Annotated in this window: 11 protein-coding genes; 10 read left to right on the plus strand and 1 reads right to left on the minus strand. The window is 44.8% G+C overall.

Annotated features, from left to right (window positions below; translation table 11 throughout):
- Nucleotides 1-54: 54 nt before the first annotated feature.
- The gene (locus GO495_RS09685; RefSeq protein ID WP_157299479.1) at nt 55-567 is read right to left on the minus strand and encodes a GNAT family N-acetyltransferase; all 513 of its coding nucleotides are present in this window, start codon (nt 565-567) and stop codon (nt 55-57) included.
- 318 nt (nt 568-885) lie between these two features.
- On the opposite strand from GO495_RS09685, the gene GO495_RS09690 reads away from it, so the two are divergent.
- The 10 genes from GO495_RS09690 to hisB all read left to right on the plus strand — a co-directional run bounded on the left by GO495_RS09690 (nt 886) and on the right by hisB (nt 18,756).
- Complete coding sequence (locus tag GO495_RS09690) at nt 886-1,788, plus strand: SAM hydrolase/SAM-dependent halogenase family protein (protein WP_157299480.1); 903 nt, start codon at nt 886-888, stop codon at nt 1,786-1,788.
- Between the two features lie 6 nt (nt 1,789-1,794).
- Nucleotides 1,795-4,461: a TonB-dependent receptor gene (locus tag GO495_RS09695; RefSeq protein ID WP_157299481.1), complete on the plus strand. Its 2,667-nt coding sequence runs from the start codon at nt 1,795-1,797 to the stop codon at nt 4,459-4,461.
- A 70-nt stretch (nt 4,462-4,531) separates the two neighbouring features.
- Nucleotides 4,532-6,781, plus strand: coding sequence for a beta-glucosidase BglX (bglX, locus tag GO495_RS09700; RefSeq protein ID WP_157299482.1), 2,250 nt, complete (start codon nt 4,532-4,534; stop codon nt 6,779-6,781).
- A gap of 220 nt (nt 6,782-7,001) precedes the next feature.
- The gene (locus tag GO495_RS09705) at nt 7,002-11,393 is read left to right on the plus strand and encodes a Calx-beta domain-containing protein (RefSeq protein ID WP_157299483.1); all 4,392 of its coding nucleotides are present in this window, start codon (nt 7,002-7,004) and stop codon (nt 11,391-11,393) included.
- Nucleotides 11,394-11,414: 21 nt separating this feature from the next.
- Nucleotides 11,415-12,389 carry a PorP/SprF family type IX secretion system membrane protein gene (locus GO495_RS09710; protein ID WP_157299484.1) on the plus strand — a complete coding sequence of 325 codons (975 nt, stop codon included), beginning with the start codon at nt 11,415-11,417 and terminating at the stop codon, nt 12,387-12,389.
- A gap of 2 nt (nt 12,390-12,391) precedes the next feature.
- Nucleotides 12,392-14,191, plus strand: a complete 1,800-nt coding sequence (locus GO495_RS09715; RefSeq protein ID WP_157299485.1) for an OmpA family protein — start codon at nt 12,392-12,394, stop codon at nt 14,189-14,191.
- Between the two features lie 235 nt (nt 14,192-14,426).
- Nucleotides 14,427-15,281 carry an ATP phosphoribosyltransferase gene (hisG, locus tag GO495_RS09720; protein WP_089782790.1) on the plus strand — a complete coding sequence of 285 codons (855 nt, stop codon included), beginning with the start codon at nt 14,427-14,429 and terminating at the stop codon, nt 15,279-15,281.
- Nucleotide 15,282: 1 nt separating this feature from the next.
- Nucleotides 15,283-16,563, plus strand: a complete 1,281-nt coding sequence (hisD, locus tag GO495_RS09725; protein WP_157299486.1) for a histidinol dehydrogenase — start codon at nt 15,283-15,285, stop codon at nt 16,561-16,563.
- A 7-nt stretch (nt 16,564-16,570) separates the two neighbouring features.
- A complete protein-coding gene (gene hisC / locus GO495_RS09730) occupies nt 16,571-17,623 on the plus strand; it encodes a histidinol-phosphate transaminase (RefSeq protein ID WP_157299487.1) in 1,053 nt (350 codons plus the stop codon).
- Nucleotides 17,620-18,756 carry a bifunctional histidinol-phosphatase/imidazoleglycerol-phosphate dehydratase HisB gene (gene hisB / locus GO495_RS09735; protein WP_157299488.1) on the plus strand — a complete coding sequence of 379 codons (1,137 nt, stop codon included), beginning with the start codon at nt 17,620-17,622 and terminating at the stop codon, nt 18,754-18,756. The genes hisC and hisB overlap by 4 nt, the downstream gene beginning before the upstream one ends.
- Nucleotides 18,757-18,796: the final 40 nt, after the last annotated feature.

Below are 18,796 nucleotides of genomic sequence, written 5' to 3' on the forward strand. Positions count from 1 at the left end.
TATCACGCAATTCTGAAGACTTTCTGTATGGAACTTAGTTTTCTGCGCTTTTCTTCATAGCACAAGTTTCATCATAATATCCGTTTGGTCCTCATCTCCAAACCGGAAGATATGTGAACTAAAGGCAATGAATCCGTTCTTAGCGTAAAATGAGATCGCTTTGGTATTCTTTTCCCAGACTCCCAGCCATACGTAAGCAGCATTCTTTTCCCGGCCCATCTGCAATGCTTTATCAAGCATTAGCTGACCCGCCTTCTGCCCCTGAAATTCTTTCAACACATAGATCCGTTCTATCTCTATCCCATCTTCTTCCCGTAATTCCGTTTGTGCCGCTCCGGTATTGATTTTTAAATACCCGATGATGTTATCCCCGGTTTTCGCAAAATAAAAAACCGAATGAGAGTTATTGATCTCCTTCAGGAGTCCTTCCTGCTGAAAAGCCTTATCCAGAAAGGCCTGCATGTTGGCAGGAGTATTTTCCGCGGCAAACGTTTCAAAGAAGGTTTGCCGGGAGAGCGTCTGTAAAGCTATGATATCAGAGGATGTTACTTTAATCAGTTCGATCATAATAAAGCAAATATCGGGGATTTGGTCCTGATTAGGAACATACTGATCCCTTCTGAAATCCTATATCCCTTCATCATGGAAAGTCCATTCCTTCGGCATTCTTTCATCATTCCTATATCGTTTGGATATAGGAATGCCGGTAGAATGCTATAGGAATGCTATAGGAGTGATAAAGGAATGATGATAGAATGCTGGTACCATTCTGTGTTTCAGGCTTGTTTAAGAGTGGTTTGTACAACCTTATCTGCATTGTTTTGTTATTATTTTGCATATAATTGCATCAATCCCACTAAATTTGTAGACTAATATTCAAAGAAGATGCAAAGAGTTCTAGGTATTATTTTGTTCCTGCTGGTTACCAGCCATTCCTTCTCTCAGAACAAGATTGTCGTGTTTCAGTCGGATTTCGGATTAAAAGACGGCGCCGTTTCGGCCATGAAGGGTGTGGCATCCGGCGTTTCCCCTGATCTTAAACTATACGACCTTACCCATGAGATCCCGGCTTATAACATCTGGGAAGCTGCTTACCGCTTACAGCAAACAGTTCCCTACTGGCCTGCCGGAACAGTATTCGTGTCCGTAGTAGACCCCGGAGTAGGTACTACCCGTAAATCGGTAGTGCTGAAAACAAACACCGGACAGTTCATCGTGACCCCTGATAATGGCACATTGACCCTGATAGCGGAATCCCTGGGCATAGCAGAAGTGCGGGAAATAGACGAAGCCGTGAACAGGCGTAAGGATTCCCGGAAGTCATATACTTTCCATGGGAGGGATGTATACGCTTATACCGGCGCAAGACTGGCCGCCGGGTCTATCACTTACGAGCAGGTTGGCCCTGTGCTGCCAAAAGAGGTGGTAAAAATCCCTTATCAGCAGGCTACCCTGGGATCAGGTAAGCTGAAGGGGAATATCTCTATTCTGGACGTCCAATACGGCAATATCTGGACTAACATCAACGGAGACCTGGTGAGCCAGCTGCATCCTCAGTACGGGGATATCTTGCATGTGTCCATCTTCCATAGCGGGAAAAAAGTATATGAAGGAGATGCTCCTTACAGCCAGACTTTCGGCGCTGTGGCAAAGGGTAAACCTCTCAGCTACCTGAATAGCCTGTTACAGTTGTCCTTTGCCTTAAACCAGGGAAGCTTCGCCAATACTTATCATATTGGGAGTGGCAGCGAATGGAGTGTAGATGTAACCCTGAAACCTAAAAAATAATCATCGATGATAAAATATTTAATCCCCGTCCTTTTACTGATAGCAGCTGCCGCGAATGCCCAGAAGATTACCGGTAAAGTGCTGGATACAAATAGCAAACCCATAGCAGGCGCCAGTATCATTGCATCCGGCAGCGGTACTACCACCAAAGAGGATGGATCGTTTGCCATTACGCTTACCAGTAAGGATAAACACTTTACCGTTAGCACTGTAGGATATGATACCTATACACAGGTGTTGACAGCGGAAAGTAATTACACTATTGTGCTTCAGTCATCCCTTCATAACCTGAATGAGGTTGTGCTGGTAGGGACGCGTAGCAGTGGCCGTACGAGGCTGAATACGGTGGCGCCGGTAGATGTGTTCAATATTTCAAAATTGCAGGCACAATCGCCTCAAAATGACCTTAATCAGCTATTGCAATATGTCTCTCCTTCATTCAACTCTAACCGGCAATCATCTTCCGATGGTAGTGAGCATATAGACCCGGCCAGTATCAGGGGCTTAGGCCCTGATCAGTTATTGGTACTGATCAATGGGAAACGCCGGCATACCACTTCGCTGGTCAATAACCAGGGTACAGTGGGTAACGGTTCTGTTGGTACTGATCTGAATGCCATTCCTGTATCTGCGATAGAAAGGATAGAAGTATTGAGGGATGGTGCTTCCGCACAATATGGCTCTGATGCGATTGCGGGTGTGGTGAATATCGTACTGAAACAAAACACCCATCAGTTATTCGCCTCTGCCACAGGGGGCGTTACTTCCCGCGGAGATGGCGGGCTGGGACAGCTCAACCTGAATTATGGTACTGGTCTGGGTAAGAACGGTGGATTTATCAATCTCACGGCAGAAGGTTCTTACCGCGATAAAACGACCAGGGCGCAGAATAATAACCTGATCATCTTCGATCAGTCTTCTCTGAATAACTATTTTGCCTATGATTTTACAGATGATCCGGCAGCTTCGAGGAAGTATGATGATGACATGTTAAAATCAAAAGGGTTGAAAAGGGATGATTTTAATTTCCAGATAGGAGATGCGAAAATCAAAAACGGCGGTGCTTTCTTTAACCTGTCCTTACCCTTTGGTAAAAGCGAAATTTATGCTTTTGGCGGATATAACTACCGGCGGGGACAAGGCTTCGGCTTTCGCCGTCTGCCCAGCGATCCCACTGTAAACGTATATAGTATTTATCCTGACGGCTTTCAGCCTGCAACAGATTCGAAGATTCAGGACAGGGCTGTAACGGTAGGAATAAGACATCAACTGGGTAACTGGCATGCAGATTTAAGCAATACCAAGGGCGATAACCGCTTCGATTATGAAGTAGACCATACCGTGAATGCTTCTTTGCAGAATGCTTCTCCTACCAGCTTTAAAGCGGGCGGCCATGAATTTTTACAGAGTACTACAAACTTTGATATAAGCCGTCGTTTCAGGAACTTAAACCTGGCTTTCGGGGCGGAATTCAGGATAGATGATTACCGTATCCGGGCAGGTGAAGAGGCTTCCTGGAAGAACTATGCACTGGTGACTAATCCCGATGGTACGGTATCAAATCCATCCGGACTGGCAGGTGGCTCGCAATCATTCCCTGGTTTTTCTCCTGATAATGCGATTCATAAAAGCAGGAATAACACAGGGGTATATGCAGATGCTGAATATGATGTAACGTCCAGATGGCTGCTCAGCGGGGCTGCCCGCCTGGAACACTACAGCGATTTCGGAACAGCTTTCAGCGGTAAGCTGGCTACCCGTTACAAACTCTCTTCCGTGTTCAATGTGAGAGGTGCTTTCAGTAATGGCTTCAGAGCGCCTTCCCTGCATCAGCAGTATTTCAGTTATATCAGTACGGATATATTGCCCGATAATACACTGGGACAATCCGGGTTCTTTAGGAATGAAAGCCCGGTTGCAAAAGCATTAGGTATCCCTGCACTGAAACAGGAAACGTCATTGAACTATAGTCTGGGTTTCACCGCACAGCCTGTCAGCAATTTTAATGTTTCTGTGGATGGATATTTAACAGATATTAAAAACAGGATCGTATTAACCGGTAGTTTCGGATTTGATCCTAACGGAGATGCGGTAGAGTCTATACAGAACATTATCAATCCGCTGGGTGCCAGTTCTGCCCGGTTCTTCAGTAATGGGGTAGATACAAGGACGATGGGAATAGATGTAGTAGCTGATTATACCTTGAAAGCATTTACTGCTTCACTGGGATTAAATATCAATAAGAACAAGATCACAGGTACTCATGTGCCAGCGTCGCTGAAAGGACAGGAACAGATCTTCTTTTCTCCGAACGACAGTACCCTGATTACAGAAGGAACACCCAGGGTAAAAGCAAATCTCTCCCTTACTTATACCTTCAAAAAATTCAGTGTATTACTGCGCAATGTATACTTCGGGGAAGTAGCACGTAACAGCTTCCCTTATGGAGAAGTACAGGTGCACAAAGGGAAAGTAGTGACCGACCTTTCTCTCAGCTATAATGTGAAACCATTTACATTCACCATTGGGGCCAATAACCTGCTGGATGTATTTCCTGATAAACAGGTATATGGCAACAGTTATTTTGGCGTGTTTAAATACGCTTCCGTACAGATGGGAACACTGGGCTCCTTTTACTTTGCCCGCGTAACCATGAATTTGCCCACGATGTAAGATAAAAGCTCCGGGGATTGCTCCCGGAGCTTTTTTGTATATTTACCCCACTTTAGTTTAAAAACCCGTTATGAAAAAGATACAACTCCTCAAAATATGCCTGCTCATTACCTGTAGTGCCGCAGCTCAACAAAGTAAAAACGCTTTTATCAGCAGTCTTATACAACGTATGACACTGGAAGAGAAGATAGGGCAACTGAACCTGCTGACCAGTGATATGGATATCACAGGGCCTTTTATGAAGGCCGGTTATAAGAAAGATATAGAAGCCGGACTATGTGGTACTATCTTCAATGCCTACACACCGGTATACACCCGTCAGCTACAGGAAATGGCGTTAAAAACCCGCTTAAAGATTCCTTTGCTGTTTGGATATGACGTGATACACGGGCATAAAACTATTTTCCCCATTCCTTTGGGAGAAGCCTGTACCTGGGATATGTCGCTGCTGGAAAAGAGCGCACGTATTGCCGCAATAGAAGCCAGTGCTGATGGTTTACAATGGACATTCTCCCCTATGGTGGATATTGCCCGTGATCCGCGCTGGGGCCGTGTGGCAGAAGGTGCAGGAGAGGATACCTGGTATGGTTCGCAGGTGGCGAAAGCGAAAGTAAAAGGATATCAGGGTAGTGATCTGTCTTCTCCCAACAGTATTCTTGCCTGTGTAAAACACTTCGCTTTGTATGGTGCAATAGAAGGAGGCCGTGATTATAATACGGTGGATATGAGCCGCCGCCAGATGTTCCAGTTTTATCTTCCTCCCTATAAAGCGGCCGTTGATGCTGGTGTAGCTACTGTGATGACATCCTTTAATGAAGTGGATGGTATCCCTTCTACAGGGAATAAATGGTTACTGACAGATCTGCTGCGTAAACAATGGGGCTTTAAAGGATTCATTGTAACGGATTATACTTCTATCAATGAAATGATTAACCATGGCATTGTAAAAGACGAGTACGAAGCGGGCGCCCTGGCGTTGAATGCCGGTGTGGATATGGATATGCAGGGAAGCATATTCTCTTCCCAGCTTAAAAAATTATTACAGGATAAAAAGATAACTATTGCGGAAATCAATGCGGCAGTATATCGTATTCTCTCTGCAAAGTATGATCTTGGATTATTTAAAGATCCTTTCCGTAACTGCGATACAGCATTAGCAACAAAAGAAATTATGTCTGCAGAACATCTCAGGGATGCGCAGATGATAGCAGAGCGTTCTATCGTTTTGCTGAAGAATGAACACCAGTTATTGCCGTTGAAGAAAGAAGCAAAAATTGCGCTGATAGGCCCGCTGGCAAACAGTCAGCGTGAATTGATCGGCAACTGGTCTGCCGCCGGGGATTATACGAAGGCAATAACACTGCTGGATGGTATTAAAAGTAAAACATCGAATGTAACTTATGCTCCCGGCGCTCATTATTCCAGTGATACGATGTTGTTGAAGAAGGCTTTGCAGAAACAGCGTTTAACAGTAGAAGATACTGCTAACAGTGCACAGATGCTGGCGGAAGCGGTGGCATTGGCGCGCCGGTCTGATGTGGTGGTAATGGCATTGGGAGAGTCTCAGGGGATGACAGGAGAAGCTGCCAGCAGGTCTGATATCAGGATTCCCGATAGCCAGAAAGAGTTGCTGAAGGCGGTATATGCTACCGGCAAACCGGTGGTATTAGTGCTGATGAATGGCCGGCCTTTAACGCTGGAGTGGGAAGATGCGAACATCCCTTCTATCCTGGAAACATGGTTCCTGGGAACGGAAGCGGGTAATGCCATTGCCGCTGTTCTCTTTGGGGATTATAACCCGGCAGGTAAGCTTACTATGACTTTCCCCCGTAATACTGGGCAGATCCCCATCTTTTACAACCATAAAAATACCGGTCGTCCGCTGGACGTGAATAACAAGTATACTTCCAAATACCTGGATGTAAGTAATGAACCGTTATATCCTTTTGGTTACGGTTTAAGTTATACGCAATTCACGTATGGCGCTGTCAGCGTAAGCAAACAACAGATCACTGCTGCTGATAAATTACAGGTGAGTATCCCTGTTACCAACAGCGGTAATTATAGCGGGGAAGAAGTGGTGCAACTGTATATCCGTGACAGGGTAGGCAGTGTAACCCGTCCTGTGAAGGAACTGAAGGGCTTTAAGAAGATCTTCCTGGAAAAAGGAGAAACCCGTATAGTCACGTTCGATATCACTATTGAAGACCTGAAATTCTACGATAAAGACATGCGCTGGACTGCCGAACCGGGAGATTTCACTGTTTTCGCCGGACCAAACAGCAGAGATGTACAATCAGCGTCCTTCTCTTTAAAGTGATTGAGTATTTCCAGAAAACGTATTTAAATCATTTATAATGAGTTGCGGGGTCCCGCCAGGGATTTGATTGCCTGCTCATTGAGTAGAACTATTTATTTTCCATGAAGAACCCATAAATTAGCTTTGATACAAGCTGATAACTAAGTCCCTATGCTCGTAAAATGACCTTAATTCTTGTTGTTGAGACAGTCTTTCATAAGTTTATGTAGTCCTGTTCCCTATGAAATCGATTCTCAAAATTATCCTGTTTGCAGGGATGTTGTTATCATACCTGCCATTGCCGGCAAATACACTTTTTCACTGGAACTTTGCATCCGGTAACTTCCTGCAAGAGCTGAGGCAATTTGCCGGAGCTGCTACTGTCAGTATTGGCGCACCTGTTGATGGTGCGGAAAGTATCAGTCCTGTCGATGGATCTTTTACCATTTCTCTTAGTAGTGCGGAAGCAGAAAATGTTACTGTTACCTGTTCCATATCCGGCACGGCTGCAAACGGAACAGATTTTACTGTGCCCGCAAATGTGGTGATCCCTGCCGGGGCAACAACCGGGCAGCTGCCAGTACATGTACTGGATGATATGATCCTGGAATCCAATGAAACGGTGACGGTTACCTTAACGGGAGCAACCACTGCTTCCGGAGGGACCCTCGCTGTATCAGGCAGTTCTTCGCTGATTATCACAGATGATGATTATACTCCCACGAATCGTACGCTGGTTTTTGTAGATGCCCTGACGGTGAATGGAGAAGAGGGGGGAGCAAGTGGTAGTATGACAATAGCCCTTCCGGCAGGATATATTGCGGGAGAGGATATCACAGTACATTATAGCCTTATGGGGGCCAGTACAGCAAGTGCATCAGACTATATTGCTTTCCCGTTAACAGCGGTGATTAAGGCAGGTACGAATAGAGTACCGGTATCTGTAAGTATTGTTGACGATACAGAAATAGAAAATGAAGAAACAATAAATGTAGAGTTGACCAGCGCCACCGGCTCGCTTGCTTATAACGTTGGTTCTACTTCCGGATATGGTAGTCTTGGTACTACTATAGCCATTATTGATAACGATAGCCAGCTTACTATTTCCAGTGTTACCAATGGTACAGAGGGTGGCGCTAATGCGGGTTTTTATATTAGTCTGCCTGCGGGCATCACCAGTACCGAAAATATTAGTGTTAACTATACACTTACCGGCGCTGCTACGAACGGAGTTGATTATACTACTTTAAGTGGAACAATCATAATACCTGCCGGGCAACCGGGAATATCGCTGGACGTGCTGGTAACGGATGATGAGGTGATAGAGACTACGGAAGATGTGATCCTCGGGCTGACCAGCGGTACCGGTACATCCAGTGGTATAGATTTTACAATCGTCTCGGCAGCAAATATTGCTACCATTACTGATAACGATAATACGGCAGCCAATCGGGTGCTGACTGTCACTTCCATTGTGAATGCTGCCGAGCCTAATGTAAACGGTAGCTTTGTGTTTAGTTTACCGGGCGGCTATACCTGCTCGGAAACAATGATCGTACGTTATACTATTTCCGGTTCGGCTACTGCCAATGTAGATTATACAAAGTTAACCGGTAATACGGTATTGGTAGCAGGACAGCATACCACTGCACCAATTCCGGTAAAAGTATTGGATGATCTGATCATTGAAGGAGATGAAACGGTGGTCATTACCGTTACATCCGGTACAGCATCTCCTTCGGGTGCCATATTTACTGCTGGTATTCCTGCCTTTAATACCGTGATCATTGCAGATAATGATAATGCGGATATGGGCATTAACGTCACTGCTACTACTCCTAATGCTGCAGAACCTGCTGTTAACGGGTTATTTACCATTGGGTTTTCGAATGGACTGACCGCCAGCGTACCTGTTACGGTTAACTACACCATTACGGGAACAGCTACTAACGGCACTGATTACACTACTATTCCACTGTCCGTGGTTATACCTGCGGGAAGTCCATCTGTACCTGTTTCTGTACCAGTGCTGGACGATAACCTGATAGAAGGAGATGAAACGGTGATCTTAACAATTACTAATGCTGTTTCAACGATTACAAGTCCTTCGGGATTTGTAGCCGGCACGAACAATGTTGCTACTGTTACCATTGCTGATGATGACAATACTGATATGAATGTACAGGTAACCGGCACTGACGGGGGAGAACCTGCTACTAACGGATCATTTACTTTCAGCGTGGCGCCTGGTAAAAAGACGGGCGTACCCGTTACTATTACATATACTATCTCAGGAACAGCAACTGATGGAACTGATTATACTACGCTGCCTTTAACAGCTATTATCCCTGCCAACAGTAATAGTTATACCATGACCGTACCGGTTATTGATGATAACATCATTGAAGGGACAGAGACAGTAGTGTTAACAGTTACTGGTGTCAGTTCATCTCCCGTCCTTACTCCTGTGCCTTTTACATTTGACGCAACTAAAACGACCAGTATCAACATCACTGATGATGATAATGCAGACATGAATGTAACGGTAGCTGTCAGTGATGCAACCGCGGCAGAACCTAATGATAATGGTGAGTTCACTTTCAGTGTAGCTCCGGGGAAAGTCACCAGCGTACCTGTTATAGTTAATTATAGCATCACCGGCACTGCTGCCAATGGAACGGACTATACTACCATACCATTAACAGCCACCATTCCTGCGGGAAGTAATAGTGTCAAAGTAGCGGTCCCTGTACTGGACGATAACCTGATAGAAGGCGATGAAACGGTGATCCTTACATTTACCGGTTTTAATACAACACTGCCGTATGTAGGCATTGCTAATACTGCTACAGTTACTATAAAAGATGATGATATTATTACAGTAGATATTAGTGACAATGATGGGGACCCTTCTAATGGTATCAATGGTGTAAATGCTGCGGAACCTTCCACGAACGGTAGTTTTACATTAAGTATAGGAACAGGTAAAACAACTACTCTTCCAATAATTATTACTTATACTATTACGGGAACAGCGGCCAACGGTACTGATTATACCTCGGTACCACTAACAGCTACCATCCCTGCTAACGGTAATAGTGTAACTGTTCCCGTTAATGTTATCGACGATGATCTGATAGAAGGAGATGAAACAGTTATACTAACAATCACTAACATTACCAGTACATTACCCATTACCATCGGCACACAGAGATCAGCCACTGTGATCATAAAAGATGATGATTCGGATATGAATGTAGGTATAGGTGATAATGATGGAGATCCTACCAATGGTATCAACGGTGTAAATGCAGCAGAACCTTCCACCAATGGCGGATTTACGGTGAGTGTCGCTCCTGGTAAGCGGACCAGTGTACCAATTACGGTGGCTTATACTATTGCGGGTACTGCTATCAACGGTACAGATTATGCTACTATTTCCGGAACAGTGACTATCCCTGCGGGTAGTAATGGGGTGAATATTCCTGTTAATGTGATTGATGATAACCTGATTGAAGGAGATGAAACCGTGACTATTACCATCACCAGTATCACCAGCACATTACCGTTTATAAAAAGCGCACAGGATAATGCAGGGATCATTATCGGAGATGATGATGACGATGATATGAATGTAGGAGTAGGAGATAATGACGGAGATCCTTCCAATGGTATCAATGGGATGAATGCAGCAGAACCATCTACGAATGGTGGATTTACCATTACCGTTGCTCCGGGTAAAGTCACCAGTGTGCCAATTACCATTACTTATACACTTTCCGGTACGGCTACAGGTGGAGATGATTATGAAATACCCACGTTGCAGGTGGTTATTCCTGCTGGTAGTAGCACTGCAAATATCCCCATTAATGTAATAGATGATAAGCTGATAGAAGGAACGGAAAACGTGATCATCACCATCACTGGTGTGAGCAGTACATTACCTTTTACAGGTGTGGGGAACACGGGTTCTCTGGATATTATAGATGATGATATACCGAAGGTAGACCTGGTGGTGACTAAAACCGTTGTTCAACCAGGGCCTTATAGTATCGGACAGGATATTACTTACCGTATAACAGTTACGAATAAAGGAAATATAGCAGCTACTGAAGTGGTAGTGACAGATTCTCTGCCGCTTACACTGGATATCAACCCTATTGCCACTACCGCAAAAGGTACGGTCTCTCAGAATGGCAGGATCGTATCCTGGGCTGTTGGGGATCTGGCTCTTGAGGAAACAGCCGAAATGCTGCTGGTATGTAAAGCCACAGATGGGGGGACCATTACCAATGCTGCCAGCGCTATCTCTAAAGAAACAAAGGATGATCCTACCGGCGGCAGGGGCACATCTACGATTACGGTAGATGGAGATGTGCTGATCATCCCTAATGTATTTACGCCTAACGGAGATGGGAAGAATGAAAAATTTGATATCGGCGGACTGGATAAATATCCTTCTTCCGCTTTGTATGTATATAACAGATGGGGGGCAATGGTGTATCAGTCTAAAGATTACAGGAACAACTGGGACGGCACGGGACTAAATGCCGGTAGTTACTTCTATACCCTGGAAGTACATAAAGCAGATGGCGTAAGGATATATAAAGGGTGGGTGGAAATATTAAGATAAATGAGCTTAAAATATGCAAGCATGCGCAAGGTGATCCTTCTCCTGTTCATGGCGGTGGGACAGGCACAAGCCCAGCAGACGGTACAATTCAGTCAGTATGTATTTAACGGGCTGAGTGTAAACCCTGCTTATGCGGGTTATAAAGAACAGATGTATGCGAGCGCCACTTACCGGCATCAGTGGACGGGCATTCCCGGTGCGCCACGTACCGGGGGGATCTCTGTTGATGGCCCTACGCGGGAGAACAGGGTAGGACTGGGGGTACAGCTGATGGCAGATTTCATGGGGCCGCAACAGGCGTATTCTTTATATGGCTCTTATGCGTACCGTATTCCTTTGGATGAAGAAGGTACGAAACGCTTATGCCTTGGTTTAGGCATTGGTGTTACACAATATTCCCTGGACGGGAAAGCATTGGTCCCAAGGGAGAATGATGACCCTACGGTACCTACGGGGAAGGTGAACACATTAGCACCTGATGCGCGGTTCGGGATTTATTATTATACATCCTCTTTTTATCTGGGTGTATCAGTAATGGACCTTTTTTCGTTATATACAGAGAAAGGATATTTCTGGAAAGGATATAATTTCGGAACCATACGAAAAACCCAGCATGTCTACCTCACTACGGGCTGCATGTTGTATTTGTCTGATCATCTCCGGTTAAAACCTTCCCTCCTGGTTAAAGAAGATTTTAAAGGCCCGACAGGAATAGATATCAATACTTTTTTGCAGATTGATAATCTGATCTGGATAGGAGGGTCTTACCGGATGAACCCGAGATTATGGAAGAGTAAGCTGCCGGATGATCTGCAGATAAGCAATGCGGCCAGTGCGATGGTAGAATACTATGCCTCTGAAAAATTAAGGATTGGTTATTCGTATGATTTAAATATTAACAAACTGGCAGGCTACCAGGGAGGCTCTCATGAGATCTCTATTGGTCTGTCTTTCCCATCAAAAAAATCACAGGTAATTAATCCCCGATACTTTTAAATATGAAGATGCGTTTTTCTGTTTTAGTGTTATGTGTAATGTTTTTATTTCCGCATATCGTACAAGCCCAGGAACAAAAGAGTACCCGGGAGCTTGCGGATGAGGCCTATGAATTTCAGCAATATCCAAGAGCTGTTAATCTCTATAATGATCTCGTTTCCAAATCTAAAAATCCTCCATTGGATATAATGGGCAAACTGGCGAATTCCTATCTCAAAATGGGAACTATTCCTGCAGCTACCTATTGGTATGAGAATATGCTGAAACGTCCTGAAAGTGGAGACAGCATCCGTCTTATCTTTATCGAAATGCTGAAACGCACAGAGGATTATAAGAAGGCAAAAGAGCAGATTGCGCTTTTATCAGATAAGAGGAAGGCGATATTGTTAGCTGGTTGCGACAGCGCTGTTGCCTGGAAATCATTGCCACCGGATTATGCACTGGAAAATATCAAAGACCTGTGTACGCAGAATGATGAATGGATCAGCGGAGTTACTAAACAGGGCTTGCTGATAGAAGGGAATGGTTATCGTAAAATGGGTATAAGCGGGAGAGCCGAATCGCATCCCAGCGTTGATGAGCGTATTGGTCAGCCTTATTTTAAATCGTATATGCTGAAACAATATATCCGTGGTAATGCCAATAATGTGCTGGATGAAGTAATTCCATCAGTGCTTGGAAGATTACCCTATAATATTGGCCCGGTGTGTTTTAATGCCAGGGAAGATACCGCTTATGTTACCATTAATCAGTTGGTGGAAACCCGTGGACAGAAGCAGACGTTTAATTTATTAATATTCCGTTCTGTAAAAGATAAAGATGGATATAAATGGAAGAAACTGGAGTTTATACGGGAGTTAAATTATAAAGGAAGTTCATCCAGTCACGTAGTGATCAACCGGGAAGGCAATGTGTTATACTTTGTTTCCGACAGGCCAGGTGGAGTAGGGAAAACAGATATCTGGTATAGTGAGCGCCAGGCGGACCATAGCTGGGGTAGCCCTAAGAACTGCGGACCAGTGATCAACACGCCTGAGGATGAGGCTTGTCCTACTATCAATGAAAATGGGTATTTATACTTTTCCAGTAATGGGCATCCGGGAATGGGAGGATATGATATTTTCCGGGTGGCGGGTAACCGGGCTACCTGGGATGGATTACAAAACTTACGTTCTCCGGTGAATTCCGGAGGGGATGATATGGGCTTTATTCTGAGGGGTAATGACTTTGAAGGTTTTTTCTCTTCTAACCGCCTTGGTGGGATGGGAGGAGATGATATCTACCATTTTATGGATGCACATCTGACAGAGAAGCTGAAACAACCGGATACCGCTAAACTGGCGGTTGTTACACCGGATACTACCGCTAAACCTGCTATCAAACCTGAAATCGTTGCTGTCAGGCCACCTGCGCCTGATACGCTTACCAACACAGATAAAACAGCTGTTGGCCGCCTGGAGAAGCTCCGCTTCCTCTACGACTACAACAGTGCAGTGCTGCTGGATGAGTCTAAAAGGGTGCTGGATAACGTAGCTGCTGTTTTGAAAGAGCGCCCCAACTGGAAGCTGATCATCAAATCTTATGCTGATAGCCGTGGTTCTGACAGTTATAACCTGAATCTTACGGCCCTGCGTTGTTATGCAGTCATCGCCTATCTGACCAATAAAGGCATTTCTCCTAAGCGTTTCTCCTACCAGAATATGGGAGAAAAAGACCCTATAAATCCTTGTAGTGATGGTGTTCCATGTACAGAAAGCCAGCACCAGGAGAATAGAAGGACGGAGCTGACGGTGGTGCATTAAAAGCTTTTATAATATTTAGTAACAAAAAATTTCCTTTTGTTTTTAAAAATAGTTATTACCTTCGCACCGTTATTCAAATTATGAACATAAACGTACATACACATCATCACCATCATTTCTTACCAAACAGGTAGGCTGGGATGATCGTATGTACTATACAGGATATTAGAACATCATCAGGGGCTTACCACACGGTAAGCCCCTTTTTTGTTTTTCACGGAACATTAGTAACAATATGAAACTGAGAATTGCCATTCAGAAATCAGGACGTTTGCACGAAGATTCTATCAAGCTCTTAAAGGAGTGTGGGATCGATATCAACAACGGTGTAAACAAGTTAAAGACAGAAGCCAGTAACTTTCCCCTGGAAGTGTTTTTCCTGCGCGACGATGATATTCCACAGTACGTTGAAGACGGCGTAGCGGACATTGGAATGGTAGGAGAGAATGTGGTGCTGGAAAAGAATCGTTCCGTAAAGGTGGCTACCAAACTGGGTTTTGGTAAATGCCGTTTGTCGCTGGCCGTACCAAGGTCTGTAGAATACAATGGTGTAAAGGATATGGACAAACTGCGTATTGCCACCAGTTATCCGGTGATCCTTGAAAAGTTCCTGAAAGAAAATGGTATCACCGCAGATATCCATGAGATCAGCGGGTCTGTGGAGATTGCTCCTGGTATCGGTCTGGCAGATGCTATCTGTGACCTCGTAAGCAGTGGTTCCACCCTGTTCATGAATGGTCTGAAAGAAGTAGAGGTGATCCTGAAATCAGAATCAGTGCTCATCACTAATAATAACCTGAACGCAGAACAGCAGCAATTACTTGAAAAGCTGTTATTCCGTATCCAGGCTGTGAAGAAAGCCAAGAATAATAAGTACGTATTGCTGAATGCGCCGAATGATAACCTGCAAAAGATCATCAGCCTGTTACCGGGTATGAAGAGCCCTACTGTATTGCCACTGGCAGAAGCAGGATGGAGTTCTGTGCATTCCGTTCTGAATGAAAATGATTTCTGGGATATCATCGAAAGCCTGAAAGCTGCCGGTGCACAAGGTATCCTGGTAGTTCCCATAGAAAAGATGATCATTTAATATGTTAGTATATAAATACCCTGAGAGAACTTCCTGGCCATCATTACTGCAACGTCCTGTAATGGACACGGCAGCGCTGGAAACAAATGTCGGGAATATCCTGGCCGATGTAAAGCAGAATGGTGATGCCGCTGTACGTAAATATGCACAGCAGTTTGATAAGGTACAACTGCAAATGCTGGAAGTAACATCCGCTGAATTTATACATGCTGCTGCTGTGCTGGATGCAGACCTGAAAAAAGCCATTTTACAGGCAAAACAGAACATAGAGCTCTTTCATAAAGCACAACAGGAAGCCGGTAAGATCATCGAAACCATGCCGGGGGTACAATGCTGGCGCAAGCCGGTTGCCATCGAAAAGGTGGGACTGTATATTCCCGGTGGTTCCGCTCCGCTCTTCTCTACGATATTAATGCTGGGTATACCGGCAATGATAGCGGGGTGTAAGGAGATCGTCCTTTGTACGCCTTCCAATGCTGCGGGTGAAGTGCATCCTGCTGTATTATTTGCTGCTGAACAGGTGGGATTGGACCGCGTATTCAAAATAGGCGGTGTGCAGGCGATTGCGGCGATGGCGTATGGAACGGAGAGCGTGCCTAAAGTACATAAGATATTTGGTCCGGGTAACCAGTACGTCACCTGTGCCAAACAGCTTGTAAATAAGAGCGGTGTGGCGATAGATATGCCTGCCGGTCCTTCTGAAGTAGCGGTACTGGCAGATGAGACCTGTATCCCTTCTTTTGTGGCGGCAGACTTGTTGTCTCAGGCGGAACATGGTCCTGATAGCCAGGTGTTATTAGTAACTACTGCCGGGGAGATAATTGAAGAAGTACAGAAAGAAGTAGCCGCGCAGCTGGCGTTGCTGCCGCGGAAGGATATTGCTGCGCAGGCATTGGAAAACAGTCGTATTATTTTAGTAAAGGATACGGAAGAGGCGATGGCGTTACTGAATGCATATGCACCTGAGCATCTGATCGTAGCTTGTAAAGATGATATCGGTATTGCCGATGCAGTGATCAATGCAGGTTCCGTGTTCCTCGGTAACTATTCTCCGGAAAGTGCAGGTGATTATGCTTCCGGTACTAACCATACATTGCCTACCAATGGATATGCGACTGCTTACAGTGGTGTATCTCTAGATAGCTTCGTAAAGAAGATCACTTTCCAGCGGCTGACGAAAGAAGGCCTGCAGCAGATAGGGGCTACTATCGAAACAATGGCCGCAGCAGAAGGATTGGATGCGCATAAGAATGCGGTGACGATCAGGTTAAAATACAAATAACAAAGTTATGTTCGATCTTAATAGCTTATTACGCGATAATATTAAAAGACTGGTACCTTACTCAACGGCAAGGGACGAATTCAAGGGGGAAGCAGCTATCTTTCTCGATGCAAATGAGAATAGTTATGGCTCTCCGTTACCGGTGAAATACAACCGTTATCCGGACCCGATGCAGTGGAAAGTAAAGTACAAACTGGCGGATATCAAAGGAGTACCTCCACAGAATATTTTCCTGGGAAATGGCAGTGATGAAGTAATTGATGTGTTGTACCGTTCTTTTTGCCGTCCGGGGATAGATAACGTGGTATTGTTCCCGCCTACTTACGGGATGTATGAAGTGAGTGCGAATATCAACGATGTGATCGTACGTAAAGTATCGTTAACCCCCGATACCTACCAGATAGATATGGCAGCGTTACAGCAGGCCGTGGATGAAAATACAAAGCTCATCTTTATCTGCTCTCCCAATAATCCCACAGGTAATTCTATCAATCGTACAGATATAGAAATGATCCTGAACAACTTTGATGGTATCGTTGTAATAGACGAAGCATATATCAACTTTGCCCGTCAGAAGACGTTTATCCCTGAGTTGACAGAATATCCTAATCTTGTTATCATGCAGACCTTGTCTAAAGCATGGGGACTGGCGGCATTGCGTGTGGGAATGGCTTTTGCAGGTGAAGAGATCATTAATGTCCTCAACAAGGTAAAACCTCCTTATAATATTAATCAGGCAGCGCAGGACCTTGTTTTGCAGGCACTGGATAATATTGGTCAGGTAAATGAATGGATCAGGGATACCGTGATTGAAAGAGATAAATTATCTGCCGCACTGGAATCATTACCACAGGTACTGGAAGTATATCCAAGTGATGCCAACTTCGTACTGGCGAAAACAACAGATGCAAAAGGTATTTATAACTACCTGGTAGAACAGGGGATCATTGTACGCGACCGCTCCAAAGTAGAGTTGTGCAATGGTAGTCTGCGTATTACTGTAGGTACGCCGGAAGAAAACATCACGGTGGTAAACGCGATTAAATCAGTTCAATTATGAAAAGAGTACTCTTCATAGACAGGGATGGCACTATTATCAAAGAAGTGCCTCCTACGTATCAGATCGATAGCCTGGACAAAGTGGAATTTTATCCGAAGGTATTTACTTACCTGGCTAAGATTGCTGCGGAACTTGATTTTGAACTGGTGATGGTGACTAATCAGGATGGCCTGGGTACACCCGGTTTTCCTGAAGCCGATTTCTGGCCTGCTCAGAACTTCATTACGCGCACTTTTGCTAATGAAGGTATCATCTTCAGGGAAGCATTCATAGACCGCTCTTTCCCGCATGAAAATGCGCCTACAAGGAAACCGGGTACAGGGATGCTTACCAGATTCTTCTCTGCTGATTACGACCTTGCTAATTCTTTTGTTATCGGCGACCGTATTACAGATGTGCAACTGGCAAAAAACCTTGGTTCTAAAGCGATTTTCTTAAACGAAGGTACTGGTTTGGGTAGTGCGGAAATCAGTGATGATCTCCAGGCATTGCAATCAACAATTGCCCTGGAATCTACAGACTGGGAGAAAATTTATGAGTTTTTAAAACTGGGCTTACGTACTGTTACACATAGACGTACTACCAAAGAAACGGATATCACCATCTCTCTTAACCTGGATGGTGCCGGTAAAGCAGACATCAGCACCGGCCTGGGGTTCTTCGATCACATGCTCGATCAGATAGCCCGTCATGGCAGCATAGACCTCACTGTTAAAGCCAAAGGCGACCTTCACATAGACGAACACCATACCATAGAAGACGTTGGTCTCGCACTTGGCGAAGCAATGGCAATGGGCCTTGCAGACAAGCGAGGCATAGAACGCTACGGCTTCTGCTTACCGATGGATGACTGCCTGGCGCAGGCCGCCATAGACTTCGGTGGTCGCAACTGGCTGGTGTGGGATGCGAAGTTTAACCGCGAGAAGATAGGAGAGATGCCAACGGAGATGTTCTTCCACTTCTTCAAATCATTCTCCGATGCTGCTAAATGTAACCTCAATATCAAAGCGGAAGGCGAAAACGAACATCACAAAATAGAAGCGATCTTCAAAGTATTTGCAAAAGCAATTAAGATGGCGGTAAAACGCAATCCTTCTAATATGCAGTTACCAAGTACAAAGGGCGTTTTATAATATTTTTTCAATAGTTTCTGAGAGCGGAATGTGTTATCAC

It is taken from the genome of Chitinophaga oryziterrae (assembly GCF_009758125.1).
GTDB lineage: Bacteria > Bacteroidota > Bacteroidia > Chitinophagales > Chitinophagaceae > Chitinophaga > Chitinophaga oryziterrae.